The 14,296-nt window shown below is 68.4% G+C and carries 14 protein-coding genes and 1 pseudogene; 9 read left to right on the forward strand and 6 right to left on the reverse strand.

Annotated elements, in window-relative coordinates; genetic code table 11:
* The first annotated feature begins 75 nt into the window (after positions 1-75).
* From E3O54_RS13915 to E3O54_RS13945, 7 genes and pseudogenes are all read left to right on the forward strand, one after another.
* On the forward strand, positions 76-750 hold the full coding sequence (locus E3O54_RS13915) for a universal stress protein (RefSeq protein WP_166784999.1): 675 nt from the start codon (positions 76-78) through the stop codon (positions 748-750).
* 180 nt (positions 751-930) lie between these two features.
* Positions 931-1,812: a DUF4097 family beta strand repeat-containing protein gene (locus E3O54_RS13920; protein ID WP_158250184.1), complete on the forward strand. Its 882-nt coding sequence runs from the start codon at positions 931-933 to the stop codon at positions 1,810-1,812.
* A 2-nt stretch (positions 1,813-1,814) separates the two neighbouring features.
* A pseudogene (locus E3O54_RS17035) lies at positions 1,815-2,198 on the forward strand (PadR family transcriptional regulator); the annotation flags it as partial.
* A gap of 696 nt (positions 2,199-2,894) precedes the next feature.
* Positions 2,895-5,018, forward strand: a complete 2,124-nt coding sequence (locus E3O54_RS13930; RefSeq protein WP_104099145.1) for an APC family permease — start codon at positions 2,895-2,897, stop codon at positions 5,016-5,018.
* Between the two features lie 3 nt (positions 5,019-5,021).
* Positions 5,022-5,438: a CrcB family protein gene (locus E3O54_RS13935; RefSeq protein ID WP_134401837.1), complete on the forward strand. Its 417-nt coding sequence runs from the start codon at positions 5,022-5,024 to the stop codon at positions 5,436-5,438.
* Positions 5,435-5,803 carry a fluoride efflux transporter CrcB gene (gene crcB, locus E3O54_RS16440; protein WP_166784841.1) on the forward strand — a complete coding sequence of 123 codons (369 nt, stop codon included), beginning with the start codon at positions 5,435-5,437 and terminating at the stop codon, positions 5,801-5,803. The genes E3O54_RS13935 and crcB overlap by 4 nt, the downstream gene beginning before the upstream one ends.
* Before the next feature lie 171 nt (positions 5,804-5,974).
* On the forward strand, positions 5,975-6,235 hold the full coding sequence (locus E3O54_RS13945) for a DUF3073 domain-containing protein (RefSeq protein WP_134401839.1): 261 nt from the start codon (positions 5,975-5,977) through the stop codon (positions 6,233-6,235).
* 228 nt (positions 6,236-6,463) lie between these two features.
* On the opposite strand, the gene purM is transcribed toward E3O54_RS13945, so the two are convergent.
* The 6 genes from purM to E3O54_RS13975 all read right to left on the reverse strand — a co-directional run bounded on the left by purM (position 6,464) and on the right by E3O54_RS13975 (position 11,517).
* Complete coding sequence (gene purM, locus E3O54_RS13950) at positions 6,464-7,567, reverse strand: phosphoribosylformylglycinamidine cyclo-ligase (RefSeq protein WP_134401840.1); 1,104 nt, start codon at positions 7,565-7,567, stop codon at positions 6,464-6,466.
* Positions 7,564-9,171 (reverse strand): amidophosphoribosyltransferase, encoded by a 1,608-nt coding sequence (gene purF, locus E3O54_RS13955; protein ID WP_104099462.1) that lies wholly within the window; start codon positions 9,169-9,171, stop codon positions 7,564-7,566. The genes purM and purF overlap by 4 nt, the downstream gene beginning before the upstream one ends.
* A gap of 116 nt (positions 9,172-9,287) precedes the next feature.
* Complete coding sequence (locus E3O54_RS16525; RefSeq protein ID WP_174720227.1) at positions 9,288-9,686, reverse strand: hypothetical protein; 399 nt, start codon at positions 9,684-9,686, stop codon at positions 9,288-9,290.
* Positions 9,687-9,956: 270 nt separating this feature from the next.
* A complete protein-coding gene (locus E3O54_RS13965) occupies positions 9,957-10,409 on the reverse strand; it encodes a MarR family winged helix-turn-helix transcriptional regulator (RefSeq protein WP_134341984.1) in 453 nt (150 codons plus the stop codon).
* The gene (locus E3O54_RS13970; protein ID WP_104099460.1) at positions 10,406-11,038 is read right to left on the reverse strand and encodes an NAD(P)-dependent oxidoreductase; all 633 of its coding nucleotides are present in this window, start codon (positions 11,036-11,038) and stop codon (positions 10,406-10,408) included. Before E3O54_RS13970 ends, E3O54_RS13965 begins: the two co-directional genes overlap by 4 nt.
* A 119-nt stretch (positions 11,039-11,157) precedes the next feature.
* Positions 11,158-11,517 (reverse strand): sterol carrier family protein, encoded by a 360-nt coding sequence (locus E3O54_RS13975; RefSeq protein ID WP_104099459.1) that lies wholly within the window; start codon positions 11,515-11,517, stop codon positions 11,158-11,160.
* A 199-nt stretch (positions 11,518-11,716) separates the two neighbouring features.
* Here E3O54_RS13975 and purD point away from each other — a divergent pair, with 199 nt between their 5' ends.
* Together purD and E3O54_RS13990 are read left to right on the forward strand one after the other, a co-directional pair.
* The gene (gene purD, locus E3O54_RS13980) at positions 11,717-12,994 is read left to right on the forward strand and encodes a phosphoribosylamine--glycine ligase (protein WP_134341986.1); all 1,278 of its coding nucleotides are present in this window, start codon (positions 11,717-11,719) and stop codon (positions 12,992-12,994) included.
* Positions 12,995-13,349: 355 nt separating this feature from the next.
* Positions 13,350-14,270 (forward strand): phosphoribosylaminoimidazolesuccinocarboxamide synthase, encoded by a 921-nt coding sequence (locus tag E3O54_RS13990; protein ID WP_134342005.1) that lies wholly within the window; start codon positions 13,350-13,352, stop codon positions 14,268-14,270.
* Positions 14,271-14,296: the final 26 nt, after the last annotated feature.

Consider the following 14,296-nt stretch of genomic DNA (forward strand, 5'->3'; position numbering starts at 1 on the left):
GCCGCCGGACCTCGCCCCCTTGCAAGTTCGGCGCGGGCCGCCAATGCTGAGGGCATGTGGGCAGAAGGCGTCTGGGTGACACCGCTTCTGGTGGCGGTCGGCTGGGTCCTGGTGGGACTTGCGTCGGCGTTCGTGATGATCCGCCGCGGCCACGACGCCCCGATCTGGGTGGTTCTCGGTCTGGCTGCCGGCCCCTTCGCCATCGCGCTGGCCGGCCTGGCCGTCTACCTCGAGCGGGAGGAATTGGCCGAGGCGGCCGTGATTCCCGGGGAATCCCTCGAGGGAGACGTGCGGGTGCTCGTCTGCATCGACGGCTCCGAGGCCGCGGACCACGCCGCCGTCACGGTCGTGCTGCTCCTTGGGGCGAGGCTGCAGACCGTGACGCTGCTGACGGTGCTCGACTACGACGTCGCGCGCGACGTTTCCCCCGACAGGCTCGACCGCATCGCCGCCGGCATCCAGTCCGCCGCCGTCGGTCAGCTGGCCGACCTTGCGGTGCACCCGTTCAGCACCCGGGCCACCGGGGGCGCCACCGAGCAGATCCTGCGCCGGGCGGGCTCCGGCGCCTACGACCTCTTCGCGCTCGGCTCCCACCGGCAGCGCCGCTCGCGTTTCCTTGGCAGCGTGGCCCGGGAGATCGCCAACAAAGCCCCGATCCCGCTGCTGACCGTGCGAGCCGCCCCGGTCGAATCGATCGAATCGGCCGAGCGCGCCGCCCGCCTCGGCCTGACCATCGAGCCGGAGAGTTGACCGGCGTACGGAAGCCTGAACCGAAAGCTGGACCGAGAGCTGAACCCCGGCTGAGAGTTCCCGCCGGCGCTTGTCCGCTCGCCACTCGCGATATATCGTGAATCTCAACAAGACGCGATATATCGTGAACAGGTGGTGAGCATCCGTTGCGCGGACGCCGCCCCCGAAAAGGAGAATTCCATGGCTTTGGAAAAATGGCTGGTCAGCCCCGGGCAGACCACGGTGATCGACATCGAGGTCGTTCGGGCGCTCAAGGTGGGCATGATCGGCGGAAAGATCGACGTGATCGGCCACGACGAGCCGGGCACTCGCATCGAGGTGCACAGCGTGACCGGCAAGGACCTCAAGATCTCGGTCGACGGCGACACGCTCGAGATCGACCACCCGCAGCTGCGCTGGGACAACTTCATCGAGGTCTTCGCATCGTTCCGCGGCACCGCGAAGGCAGACGTCAGCATCCTGGTCCCCCGCGGCGTGGCCCTGAAGCTCGGCGTGATCTCGGCCGAGGCCCTGATCTCGGGCCTCACGAACGGCGCCCGGCTGAGCACTGTGTCGGGCGACATCGTGGTTGACGGCGTCACCGGGGACCTGGAGCTCAACGCCGTGAACGGCGAGTTGTCGGTGCGCGGCCTCGAGGGCAGCATCATCGCCCACACGGTCTCCGGCGATTGCACGGCGAGCGGGGCCATCCGTCGCTTCAGTCTCGACGGGGTTAACAGCGAGGTTTTCCTCGACATCGAGGGCACGCCCGATTCCATCAACACGAACACGATCAGCGGCAGCCTCACCGTGCGCCTCGGCGCCGATGTGGCGACGCGCTACCGGCTGAACACCGTCTCGGGCACGCTGCAGCTGGACGACCAGACGATTCGCGGCACCTTCGGAAAGGGCTTCGAGTCCAGCACCGGCACACTCGAGGGCAGCTGGCTCGAGCTGCAGGCCAACTCGGTGTCGGGCGACATCACGGTGGTGCGTCGCAGCACCGAGCCTGCGTCCGCGGGCCCGGCCGGCGAACGAACAAACACCGAACCGGGCGACGCCCGCGCCAACGGGGAGGTCTGAGAATGACCCCCGTCTTCGCCCACGGTAGCCTTCGCCTCTACCTGCTCAGCCTGCTCGCCGAGCAGCCGCGGCACGGCTACGAACTGATCCAGGCGCTCAGCGACCGCTTCGGCGGAACGTACATCCCGAGCGCCGGCACGATCTACCCTCGCCTGGCCAAGCTTGAAGAGGAAGGACTCGTGACCAAATCGACGGATGGCCGCAAGACCGTCTACGAGATCACCGACGCCGGCCGCGCCGAACTCCAGGCCCGCCAGGGTGACCTGCACGACCTCGAGACCGAGGTCGCCGACTCCGTGAGGCGACTGGCCGACGACGTGCGGTCGGGAGTCAGCGAGGCGATGCGCAGTCTGCGCCTCGACCTGGCCTCCGCCAAGCGCCAGGCGGGGGATGCCCGCAGCGCACGCAAGGCCGGCGCCGCGGCCGGGGCCCGAGCCGGTGCGGCAGCCGCATCAGCCGCAGCTTCAGCCTCGGCCGGAGCGGGATGGCAGACCGGCCCAGCGGAATCGGCAGCGAGCGGCAGCACATCGGGAACCACATTCGACGGAACAGGTGCCCGCGCCGGAACCGTCGAAGGCGATTCGGGATCCAACGCCGCCTCGACGCCCGACCCGCGTCTCGAGTCCAACCGGGCGCTGCATGAGGCCGACCTGGTGCTGAACGAGTTCCGTCAGCAGCTGCGCGCGGACCTGCGCCAGGCTGCCACACGGTCCGGCGTGCCGACCACGCTCGTGCCGGAACTTCGGGCTCGCCTGGTCGAGGTGCGCGCGGACATCCTCGCCGCCCTGCACCGGCAGCGCGGCCACTAGCCCGGAGCGGTGCAACAGCACCCCCCACACAGAACACCCTCGCCAGCTGCGCGGGTGTTCTGTGTGTCACCGTCGCAACCGGGTCAGACGGTACGGGCCGCGGTCTCCTCGGCGGTGGGGTGGCGCGGTCGGCGCATCCCCCCGAACGGTCGATCGCGTGCAGGGACATCAGGGCGCCGCAGATCGAGCAGACCGGGCGCGCCCGACACGCCCGCACGGCGGCCGACTCCCCTGGATTTGACAGAGGAATCCAAGGGAGTAGTGTCGTCCCTCGTGACACCAGAGGGAACCCCCCAGGCACCAGAAACACGTTCACCGAAAAGGTGGATCATCGGCGACCCGCTCTCGACCGAAAAGCTCGACGGCCAGTTGCTGCCCAAGCACCTCGCCCTCCCCATCTTCGCGAGCGACCCGCTGTCGAGCGTCGCGTATGCGCCGCAAGAGCTCCTGATGATCCTGACGCTCGGTGGGCTGGCTTTTCTCAGCTTCGCGCCCTGGGTCGCGGCGTGCGTCGTGCTACTGCTCGTCGTGGTCGTCGCGTCGTACCGCCAGCTGATCAAGGCCTACCCGTCCGGCGGCGGCGACTACGAGGTCGCGCACAAGAACCTCGGAGAGAAGGCCGGCCTCGTCGTCGCGTCCGCCCTGCTCGTCGACTACGTGATGACCGTGGTCGTGTCGGTGGCCAGCGGCGTGGACAACATCATCTCCGCACTGCCGGGCCTGGCGCCGTTCCGGGTGGAGTTCGCGGTCTTCTTCGTAATCCTGCTCGCGGCGGTCAACCTGCGCGGCGTGCACGAGTCGAGCAAGGCTTTCGCCATCCCCACCTACCTGTTCATCGCCAGCGTGCTGCTGATGGTCGTCGTGGGCCTCGCTCGGGTCGCCCTCGGCGATACCCCGATGGCCGAGTCGGCGAACTACGACGTAGAGGCCCAGAGCCTGGCCCAGTCGGCGTTCATCCTGCTGCTGCTGCGCTCCTTCGCGAGTGGGTGCAGCGCGCTCACCGGCGTCGAGGCGATCGCCAACGGGGTGCCCGCGTTCAAGCATCCGAAGGTCAAGAACGCCCAGCGCACGCTGGTGCTCATGGGCGGCATCGCCATCACGCTCTTCATCGGCCTGACCGCGCTCGCCCTGTTCTCGAAGGTGCACTACGCGGAGAATCCCTGCGACCTGATCGGCTGGGAGGAGTGTGCGACTTCCCCGCAGCGCAGCCTGATCGCCCAGATCGCGGCGGCCACCTTCGGCAACAACTCGATCATGTTCTTCGTGCTGCAGGCCGCGACCGCGGCGGTGCTGCTGCTGGCCGCCAACACGGCGTTCAACGGCTTCCCGCTGCTCGGCTCCGTGCTCGCCAAAGACTCCTACGCCCCGAAATCGCTCAGCACCCGCGGCGACCGCCTGATCTACTCCAACGGTGTGCTGCTGCTGGCCCTCTTCGCCTGCATCATCCTGGTCATCTACCAGGCCAACCTGACCGTGCTGATCCAGCTCTACATCATCGGCGTCTTCGTCTCCTTCACACTCGGGCAGACGGGCATGGTGCGGCACTGGCTGACCCTGCTGAAGACGAACCCGCCGAACCGGGCATCCATCATCGCCAGCCTCTCGATCAACGGCTTCGGCGCGCTGCTCACCGGCGTGGTGCTGATAGTGGTCACCATCACCAAGTTCACCCACGGCGCCTGGCTCGTCTTCGTTTTGATGCCTGTGCTGTTCACCCTCATGCTCGGCGTCAACCGGTACTACCGCGACGTCGCCAAGGAAATCGAAGTGGATGCCGACACCATCTTCGGCTCGTCGGGCGACCACGCGATCGTGCTGGTCGGCAAGATGCAGAAGCCCGTGCTCAAGGCGTTGGACTACGCGATCGCGGCCCGCCACGAGAGCATCGAGGCCGTACACATCTCCGTCGACGTCGACGAGACCAAGGCGCTCAAGCGCGCCTGGGTGCAGCAGAATATCCAGGTGCCGTTGCGCATCGTACAGTCGCCCTACCGGGATATCAGCTGGCCTCTGATCAGCTACATCAAGGATCGGCGCGAGGACCACGGCTCCGAGGTCGTCACCGTGTACACCCCGATCTACATCGTGGGCCACTGGTGGGAGGGTCTGCTGCACAACCACAAGGCCCGGCGGCTGCGCCAGAAACTCATGCTCGTGCACGGCGTCACCATTGCCCTGGTGCCGTGGCTGCTCGACTCCTCCGAGCTCATCTACGGCCGGCGCTCCCGGCCCGTGCCCGGCCAGGACCGCCGCGGCGAGCCCGTGCGCCCCCGCCCGATCCCGCGCCGCCCGCTCGCTCCGGCGACCAAGGACATCCCGATCCGACCCACGCCGGTCGTCGGCACGGTTCCGCCGAATTCCCGGCCGTCCGCCGCGCGGCGCCGCAAGAGGAAGTAACGGATGCGCCTTGCTCCCGGCGTCTTTCTCGGCGGCATGGTCGGCACGGGCCTTCGACTCGGCATCGATCAGGCTCTCCCGCACGCCGACACCGACTTCCCGGCGAGCACGCTGATCGCCAACACGATCGGCGCGTTCATCCTCGGCTGGCTGGTGGCCGGCCTGTGGACCCGCCCGGGCCTGTCGGCCTGGGTCAAGGCCGCCCTCGGCACGGGGGTGCTCGGGTCGTTCACGACCTACTCCGCCGTCATGGTGTCCCTGGTCGCGCTCGGCGCGGCCGGATTCCCGACTCTCGGCTGGATCTACCTGGCGGCCACTCTGCTGATGGGGTTCGGGGCCGCGGCCCTCGGCCTGCAGCTGGGGGCGCAGCTTCGACACCGCGTGTTGCCGGACATTCCGGATGCCGGGAGCACTCTGTGAGCACCTGGCTGGTCCTCGGCGTACTCGTCACCGGTGGCGCGGCGGCGGTCATCCGTTACTTCGTCTCGCGTGCCCTCCCCGTCGGCCCCGGGCGGCTGCCGCTCGGCGTGTTGATCGTGAACGTGGCCGGATCGTTGATCGGCGGCGTGGTGCTCGGTCTCTCCGAGCGTGCCGCGGTGTCCGCCGACGTGCAGCTGATCCTGTTGACCGGGGTCTGCGGCGGCCTGACCACGTTCAGCACCTGGAGCGTCGAGACCGTCGAACTGACGCTCACCGGGCGTCGGCGAGCTGGCATTGTCAACCTGATCGGCACTCTCCTGCTCGGGTTCCTGGTCTGTGGTGCGGGCTACCTCCTCTCCCGCTGAGGTACAGTGAAGGAACGCTGATTGTGAACGTGCTCGGCGAACCGCTGCTCAGGATTTGCATCCTCGGCCCGTTCGGCCCGCCATGCTAAACTAACGGCTAGTTTTCACCATATTCGGCAACTCCCGGGAGACGTTCCTCTCACCCGGCCTGGCATCGTTAGGGGGTCTCGCATGGGGCGCGGCCGTCAAAAAGCAAAGCACACCAAGGTTGCCCGTGAGCTGAAGTACTTCAGCCCGGACACCAACTACAACGCGCTTGAGCGCGAGCTCACCGGGCATCCGGCCAACGACCCGCGCCTCGATGAGGACCTGGCGAAGTGGCCGGAGTACGAGGCCGGCAAAGACGCAGACACCGACGACGAAGCCGAAGCCGAAGCCGCCGACCAATACGTCGACCATTACGCCACCGAAGACGAGCAGAAGCGCGCCTGACGCTCGGCTCATCTCGGCTCGGCTCGGCTCATCTCGGCTCATCTCGGCTCGGCTCATCTCGGCTCGGCTCGGCTCGGCTCATCTCGGCTCGCCGAGCTTTGCTCCTCCGCGGCCCCGTGCCTCAGCGGGTGCGCGCAAATGGCCGCCATCGTTTCACCGATGGCGGCCATTTACGCGCACGGGGCGCCCGGCGGGGCGCCCCACGAGGCGCCCCGCCGGGCGGCCTGGCTAGAGCGCGTAGCCGCCGACCAGGCGCACGGCGCCGCCGTTCACGCCCTTGGCACCCTGCTCAAAGCCCGCGAGGTCGTGCGGGGCGGTCGAGACACGGCCGGCCACCCAGGCCGGCACTCCCTCGGTGGCGAGGCGCGCGATGACGGATGACGCCGATTCGGCCGCGACGACGGCGAACATGCCGACACCCAGGTTCCAGGTGCCCTCCGCGCTCTCGAGCGAGGAGCCGGCGAGTTCGCTGAGCACCCGGAAGACCGGGGACGGCGACCAGGTGGACCGGTCGACCTCCACCCAGGCGCCGAGCGGGAGCACGCGAGCGAGGTTCGCCGCGATGCCGCCGCCGGTGACGTGGCTGAGCGAGTGCACGACGCCGGCGAGCTCCGGGTCGGAGATCACGCCGAGCAGCGGCCCGGTGTAGAGCCGCGTCGGCTCGAGCAGGACCTCGCCGACCACGCCTCCGAAATCGGCGGACGTGTCGGTGTAGCCGATGCCGCGGTTGGCGAGGATGTGCCGCACGAGCGAGTAGCCGTTGGAGTGCAGGCCGGAAGAGGCCAGCGCCACGACGACGTCACCGTGGCGGACCTTCTCCGCGCCGAGCACTTGGTCGGCTTCCACCACGCCGGTGGCGGCGCCGGCCACGTCGTAGTCGTCAACGCCGAGGAGGCCGGGGTGTTCGGCGGTCTCGCCGCCGACGAGTGCGGTGCCGGTGGCGGCGCAGGCGCGGGCGATGCCCGCGACGATGTCCGCGATCCGCTCGGGGACGACCTTGCCGCACGCAATGTAGTCGGTCATAAAGAGCGGGCGGGCCCCGACGACGATGATGTCGTCGACGACCATGCCCACAAGGTCCTGGCCGATCGTGTCGTGCTTGTCGATGGCCTGGGCGATCGCAACCTTGGTGCCGACGCCATCCGTTGACGTGGCCAGCAGCGGGCGCGTGTAGCCGGTGAGGAAGGAGACGTCGTAGAGGCCGGCAAAACCGCCGAACCCGCCGAGCACCTCGGGACCGTGCGTGTTCGACACGGCCTCCTTCATCAGGAAGACGGCGAGGTCGCCGGCCGTGGTGTCCACTCCGGCCGCCGCATAGGATGCGTTGCTCATTCTTGTCTTCCTGGGTCGCCGATCGGGGGCTTACCCTGTGTGACCAAGGATTCTTCGCGCAGTGCTTCCTGGCGCAGTGAGGTGGGGGCGAGCAGAGGCTCGAATTCCGAGTCGGGGCCCGGGTCGCATCCGTTCGAGGCGGCGGCCGGACGTTCCAACAGGTTCTTGCCCAGGTGTGCTGAGTCGGGCAGCGGGATCGGATAGACCCCGGTGAAGCAGGCCGTGCATAGGCGTTCGGGCGGCTGCTCGGTGGCGGCGATCATACCCTCCGGTGAGAGGTACCCGAGCGAGTCGGCGCCGATGGCCTGGCGCACCTCGTCGACGCCGAGGCCGGTCGCGATCAGTTCCGCGCGGGAGGCGAAGTCGATGCCGTAGAAGCAGGGCCAGGTGATCGGCGGGCTCGAGATGCGCACGTGCACCTCGGCCGCACCGGCCTCCCGCAGCATGCTGACCAGGGCACGCTGGGTGTTGCCGCGCACGATCGAGTCGTCGACGACGATCAGCCGTTTGCCCTTGATCACGGCCTTGAGGGGGTTGAGCTTGAGCTTGATTCCCCGCTGGCGGATGGTCTCCGACGGCTGGATGAAGGTGCGCCCCACGTAGGAGTTCTTCACCAGACCCTGGCCGAACGGAATTCCGGATGCCTGCGCGTACCCGATCGCGGCCGGCGTGCCGGACTCGGGGGTCGGGATGACGAGGTCGGCCTCGACGGGGTACTCCTGGGCGAGGCGACGGCCCATCTCGACCCGCGCCTCGTGCACGCCGCGGCCGGCGATGGTGGTGTCGGGCCGGGCCAGGTAGACGTACTCGAACACGCAGCCGGCGGGCTTCGCTTCGGCGAAGCGCTGCGTACGCAGGCCGTCCTCGTCGATGGTGATGAGCTCGCCCGGCTCGACCTCGCGCACGAAGCTGGCGCCCACGATGTCGAGGGCGGCGGTTTCGGATGCGACCACCCAGCCACGCTCGAGGCGGCCGAGCACCAGCGGGCGCACCCCCTGCGGGTCGCGGGCGGCGTAGAGGGTGGTCTCGTCCATGAAGACGAGGCTGAAGGCGCCGCGCAGACGCGGCAGAACCTCGAGCGCCGTGGCTTCGAGGGTGTGGTCGAGATCGCCGGTGAAGAGGGCCGTGATCACTGCGGTGTCGGTGGTGTTGCCGCGGGCGAGCTCGCCCTCCACCTTCGGGTAGCGTTCGTGCACGAGCTGCAGGAGCTCGGCCGTGTTGGTGAGGTTGCCGTTGTGGCCGAGGGCGACCGTGCCGCCCGAGGTGCGGCCCAGGGTGGGCTGGGCGTTTTGCCAGCTGGACGACCCGGTGGTCGAGTAGCGGGTGTGCCCGACGGCGATGTGGCCGATCAGTGTGCTCAGCGCGGCCTCGTTGAAGACCTGGGAGACCAGGCCCATGTCCTTGTAGATCAGGATCTTCGAGCCGTCACTCGTGGCGATCCCGGCCGATTCCTGGCCCCGGTGCTGCAGGGCATAGAGGCCGAAGTAGCTGAGCTTAGCCACCTCCTCACCAGGAGCCCAGACGCCGAAAACGCCGCAGGCATCCTGCGGCCCCTTCTCTCCGGGGAGTAGATCATGGCCTAAAAGTCCGTCGCCGCCAGCCAAATCGGTGCCTCTTCTACTATCAGTGCTCGGGGAAATGTGTGCTGAGAGTTGTGGGGTGACCGGGAGCTTCTCCGCTTCGGTCCGGTGAGCCGTGTTGTTGGGAAGGGCGGGTTGGGCTAGTCCCGATCAGAATTCGACGAGTCGGATACGGCATCCGGAGACTCGGAATCGCTCGGACCGACAGCTGCCATTCTATCGACGACAACCGTCTTCCCGCGGCGGGAGATGACACGGTCGATGATGATGGCGACGACGGCACCCAGGGCGACGCCCAGCGTGAGGAACGCGAGCAACAGGAATCCGAAGACCTGGGTAGCCCCGAACTCGGCGTTCTCGGGAAACACGACCGTGAGAACCAGGGCCGCGATCGCACCGATCAGGGCGCCGAGGAGCATGAAGTTGAAGAAGCGGGGCGAGCGCCGCACGGTGACGGTGGACTTGTCGACGATCGATTCGCCGGCACTCTCACCGGTGCCGGAATCGGACTCCTGCTCGGGCTGTTGGTCTGAGATCACGCGTTCATTCTCGCACGCCAGATCGGTCCTGCGGCTGTGTGTTGGCTCTGCCCGGCGGATGCCAGCCTGCCCGGATGAATGGGATTGCGGTACGCGGGAGCGCGAACATAGACCTCGTCGTGCGGCAGCCGCGGCGGCGCGTCAGGGTGGCGCGGTGGACTTCCGCGGACACGGAGGTTCAGTGTTCGGCGATCACCGCGGCGGCCGGTGGACGTTCCACCACGGCCGAGCCGAGCGCCCCGGTCGCGCCTGTCACAATGACCGCACCTCTCAGGATCCCTTGACCTGTGCGAGCAGTCCAGCGAGCTCGGTCAGTGAGTCATCGGTCAGCGTGTCGAACCATGGTGCGGAGCGTTCTATCGCGAGAGTTTCGAACGCCTCGACCTGGGAACGCGCGAATCCGGTGAGCCTGAGGAGCCGCACCCGTCCGTCCTGGTCGGATGCGAACTGCTCGACCAGGTCATGCTCGCGCAATTGGTCGACGAGTTGAGTGATGGCCCCCGGTGTGACGTGCAACAGTGCGGCAAGCCGGCCCGGAGTGACAGAGTCCTGCGCGTGAGCGAGGACGAAGAGGACATCCAGCTGGGTGCGTGTGAGGACCGTGCTGCCGAACGGAGTCGATCGCGGGCTCGCGATCGACCGCGACAGACGAACGACCGCCGCCAGGACCTCCCCCATCTGCCTGGACCGGTGCGAGGTGAGCAGGCGCGCCGATTGTGTCATGCGCTGATAAACGGCATCTGCCCGATGAAGGTGCGATCCTCCACCTGGGTGAGGATGAAGTCCGCGAGATCATCTCGACTGATCTGGGTGCTCGCGTCAACGCCCACCCATCCCACCCGGTAAGTTCCAGCACCCGGCTTCTCGGTCAACCGCGGACCACGAACGACCGTCCACTCCAACCCGGACGCCTCGAGCACCCGAAGGTGCTGCTCCGCGTCGGCGAGAACATGCCCGGACAGGGTCTTCAGCAAGAACCTGATGACGCGGTCTGCGGGCCCGGGCCGGTCCAGTGGAGCGGTTAGCCCGCCGCCCGACAGGGTGACGATCCGCTTTACTTCGTGCCGCCCCATCGCGTCCACGATGAGCTGGTTGCCCTCGGTCTGCAGGGTCGGCGGCGACCCCTTGACCTGCCCGAACAGGCTGAGCACGGCGTTTGACCCCGCCACCGCCTGATCCACGGCATCCGCGTCCAACACGTCACCGCGAATGACCGTCAGAGCCGGCGACGTGGTGACGAGCTTGGCCGGATCACGCACCAGAGCCCGCACCTCGCATCCCGCGGCAAGAGCGCGCGTCAGCACGCGATGACCGGTCTTACCGGTCGCACCGAACAAAGCAATCACTGTCATGAGAATTAGTTTAGTCGCTAAATGTTGTGATCGGATGATGCTGCCACCGAACCACAACGACGGGGAAAACTCACGAGGGAGAAAAAGGAGGGTCGCGTCCGAGACGGAGGTGGGAGGCGTCAGAGAAGCGGTAGGTGCCCGACCAGGTCGGCGCGCTGGCCGGAGGCGGCGATGCGACCGGATGCGATGCCATCAGCCCACGAGAGCGTTCCGGTGGCGAGGGCGAGCCAGGTGGGGGCATCCGTCTCAATGACGTTCGGCGGTGTGCCGCGGGTGTGGCGCGGACCGGCGATGCACTGCACGGCCCCGAACGGCGGCACGCGAACCTCGAGTGTGTTGCCGGTGGCCTTCTCGGCGAGCAGCTGCAGCGTGTACCGAACCGCCAGGGCACGGATGTCCCGGCTCGCCTCACCCTGCTGCGCCGCGTATTCGCGCACCGCCGCGCGCCCCACGCCGTCGTCAATCCTCGCTCGTGCCACGCCACCAGTCTGCCTCCTGTCTGCGGTCCGTGCCGGCCGCCCGCTCCTTGCGCCGCCAGCCCACCTCGCGCGCATGCTGCGCCGCTGCGCGCCTGGCACACCATGCGCGTATCAGCGCAGCATGGGCGCAGCGCTCTTGCGCCAATGCCCGCTGTCCGCCGCCCGCGCGGGGCTACGCGGCATCCGCTAATCTGACGGGGTGAAGATTCTGGTCCTCGGTTCCGGTGCCCGCGAGCACGCCATCATCACCGCGCTGCTCCGCGAGGAGCCGCGCCACGACATCGTGGCGGCGCCAGGCAATGCCGGCATCGCCCGGGATGTGCCGGTGATTCCGCTCGACCCGGCCGACCCCGAGCAGGTCACGAACTACGCGAATCTCAACGGCATCGAGCTCGTCGTGGTGGGGCCGGAGGCGCCGCTCGTCGCCGGGGTCGCCGATGCGCTGCGCACCCGGGGCATCCCGGTATTCGGTCCGGACCGGGCCGCAGCCGCCCTCGAAGGCAGCAAAACCTTCGCCAAACGCATCATGGACGCCGCGGGCGTGCCCACCGGACGCGCCGAACGCGCCGGGTCGCTCGCCGAAGCCACGTCCGCACTCGACGAGTTCGGGGCGCCCTACGTGGTGAAGGCCGACGGCCTCGCCGCCGGCAAGGGCGTGCTCGTCACCGTGGACCGTACGGCCGCGATCAACCACGCCATCTACTGGCTTCAGCACGGCAGCGTGCTGATCGAAGAATTCCTGGACGGGCAGGAGGTCTCCCTCTTCCTGCTCAGCGACGGCCACAGCGTGCTGCCGCTCTCCCCCGCCCAGGACTACAAACGCCTCGGTGACGGTGACCTAGGCCCGAACACCGGCGGCATGGGCGCCTATTCGCCGCTGCCCTGGCTCGACGCCGAATTCGGCAGTGAACAGGCTTTCATAGACGAGGTCATCGAAACGATCGCGTTGCCCACGGTGCGCAAGCTCGCCGCCGAGGACACCCCCTTCATCGGTCTGCTCTACTGCGGCCTCATTCTCACGACCGAGGGCATCCGGGTGATCGAATTCAACGCCCGATTCGGCGACCCGGAGACCCAGGTGGTTCTACCGCGCCTGGTCACGCCACTGTCGGGTCTGCTGCTCGCGGCCTCCACCGGCGGCCTCGGCGGCCTGGCCCGCCCGGTATTCTCGGCTGACGCCTGCGTCACGGTCGTGCTCGCGAGCGAGAACTATCCGGATGCGCCGGTCACCGGACGCGCTCTCACCGGCCTGGCCGCGGCATCCGCTGTGCCCGGCGTCAGTATTGCGCATGCGGCGACGGCCGTCGTCGACGACACCCTCGTGTCCACCGGCGGACGCGTGCTCAGCGTCGTCGCGGTCGGCGACGGCTTTGCGGATGCCCGCGCCCGCGCCTACGAGGCGCTCACCCTGATCACGCTTGAGGGTTGCCAGTTCCGCACCGACATCGCGGCCCGCGTCGCCGCTGTCGCCCGCTGAGCCCGCGTCGCCGGTGTCGCCCGCTGAGCCCGCGTCGCCGGCGTCGCCCGCCGAGCCCGCCGAACCCTCGTCTCACTGGCCCGGCTGAGCTGTCGCCGCCCGCCGTTTCCGTGGCCAACTCAGGAGATCCATTCGGCGAGCGCTGAGAACACCCGAGAACACCAGGCCGGATGACACCGGCAGCGCAGATCTCCTGAGTTAGCCCCTCCCCCTGGGATCCTCGGCGCGGAAGCGCGGCACGCCGCGGGCGGCACGAGCCCGGCACGAGCCCACACCGGCACCGCGTTGGCGCGGGCACCGGCCGGTGCGCAAGAATATAGCCGTGACCGCACTAGACCAGCCCGCCGCATCCGCTCTGCCCGACCTGCCGGGATGGCGTCACGCCTACTCGGGCAAGGTGCGCGACCTCTATGTTCCGGATGCCGCGGCCGACCTCGCGACCGCCGCACGCGTGCTCGTGGTCGCCAGCGACCGCGTCAGCGCGTTCGACCACGTTCTCGAGCCCGGCATCCCGGGCAAGGGCGAACTGCTCACCACTCTCAGCCTCTGGTGGTTCGACCAGCTCGTGGGCTTCCCCAACCACCTCGTGCCGGATCACACTGTCAACGGGGCTGTGACCAGCCTGCTCCCATCCGCCGTTGCCGGGCGCGCCATGCTCTGCAAGACCCTCGACATGTTCCCGATCGAATGCGTCGTGCGCGGGTACCTGACCGGATCGGGCTGGAAGGAATACCAGTCCACCCAGACGGTGTGCGGCATCCAACTGCCTGCCGGCTTGCAGAACGGCGACCGCCTGCCCGAACCCATCTTCACCCCGGCGTGGAAGGCCCCGATGGGCGAGCACGATGAGAACATCTCGTTCGAGCGCACGGTGGAGCTGGTCGGGGCCTCCGTTGCCGACGAGCTGCGCCGCCTGTCGCTGGAGATCTTCGGCCACGCCTCGGCGATCGCCGAGAAAGCCGGGGTCATCCTGGCCGACACGAAATTCGAGTTCGGCGCCGACCGCCTCACGGGCGCCATCACGCTCGCCGACGAGGTGCTCACCAGCGACTCGAGCCGCTATTGGGACGCCTCGCTCTGGCAGTCCGGCACGACCCCGGAACAACGGATGGCCAGTTTCGACAAGCAGATCGTTCGCGACTGGCTCGCGGCCAACTGGGACCTGACCGGCACACCGCCGGCACTTCCGGCGGAGATCATCGGGCAGACCGCGGCCCGTTACCTGGAACTGCTGGCGCGGCTGACGCACGCGGCTTCCGCGGCCGGCGCGGCGTAGGCGAGGCCGCGGTGGCCCGCGTTTCT

It is taken from the genome of Cryobacterium sp. TMT2-4 (assembly GCF_004402575.1).
Taxonomy (GTDB): domain Bacteria; phylum Actinomycetota; class Actinomycetes; order Actinomycetales; family Microbacteriaceae; genus Cryobacterium; species Cryobacterium sandaracinum.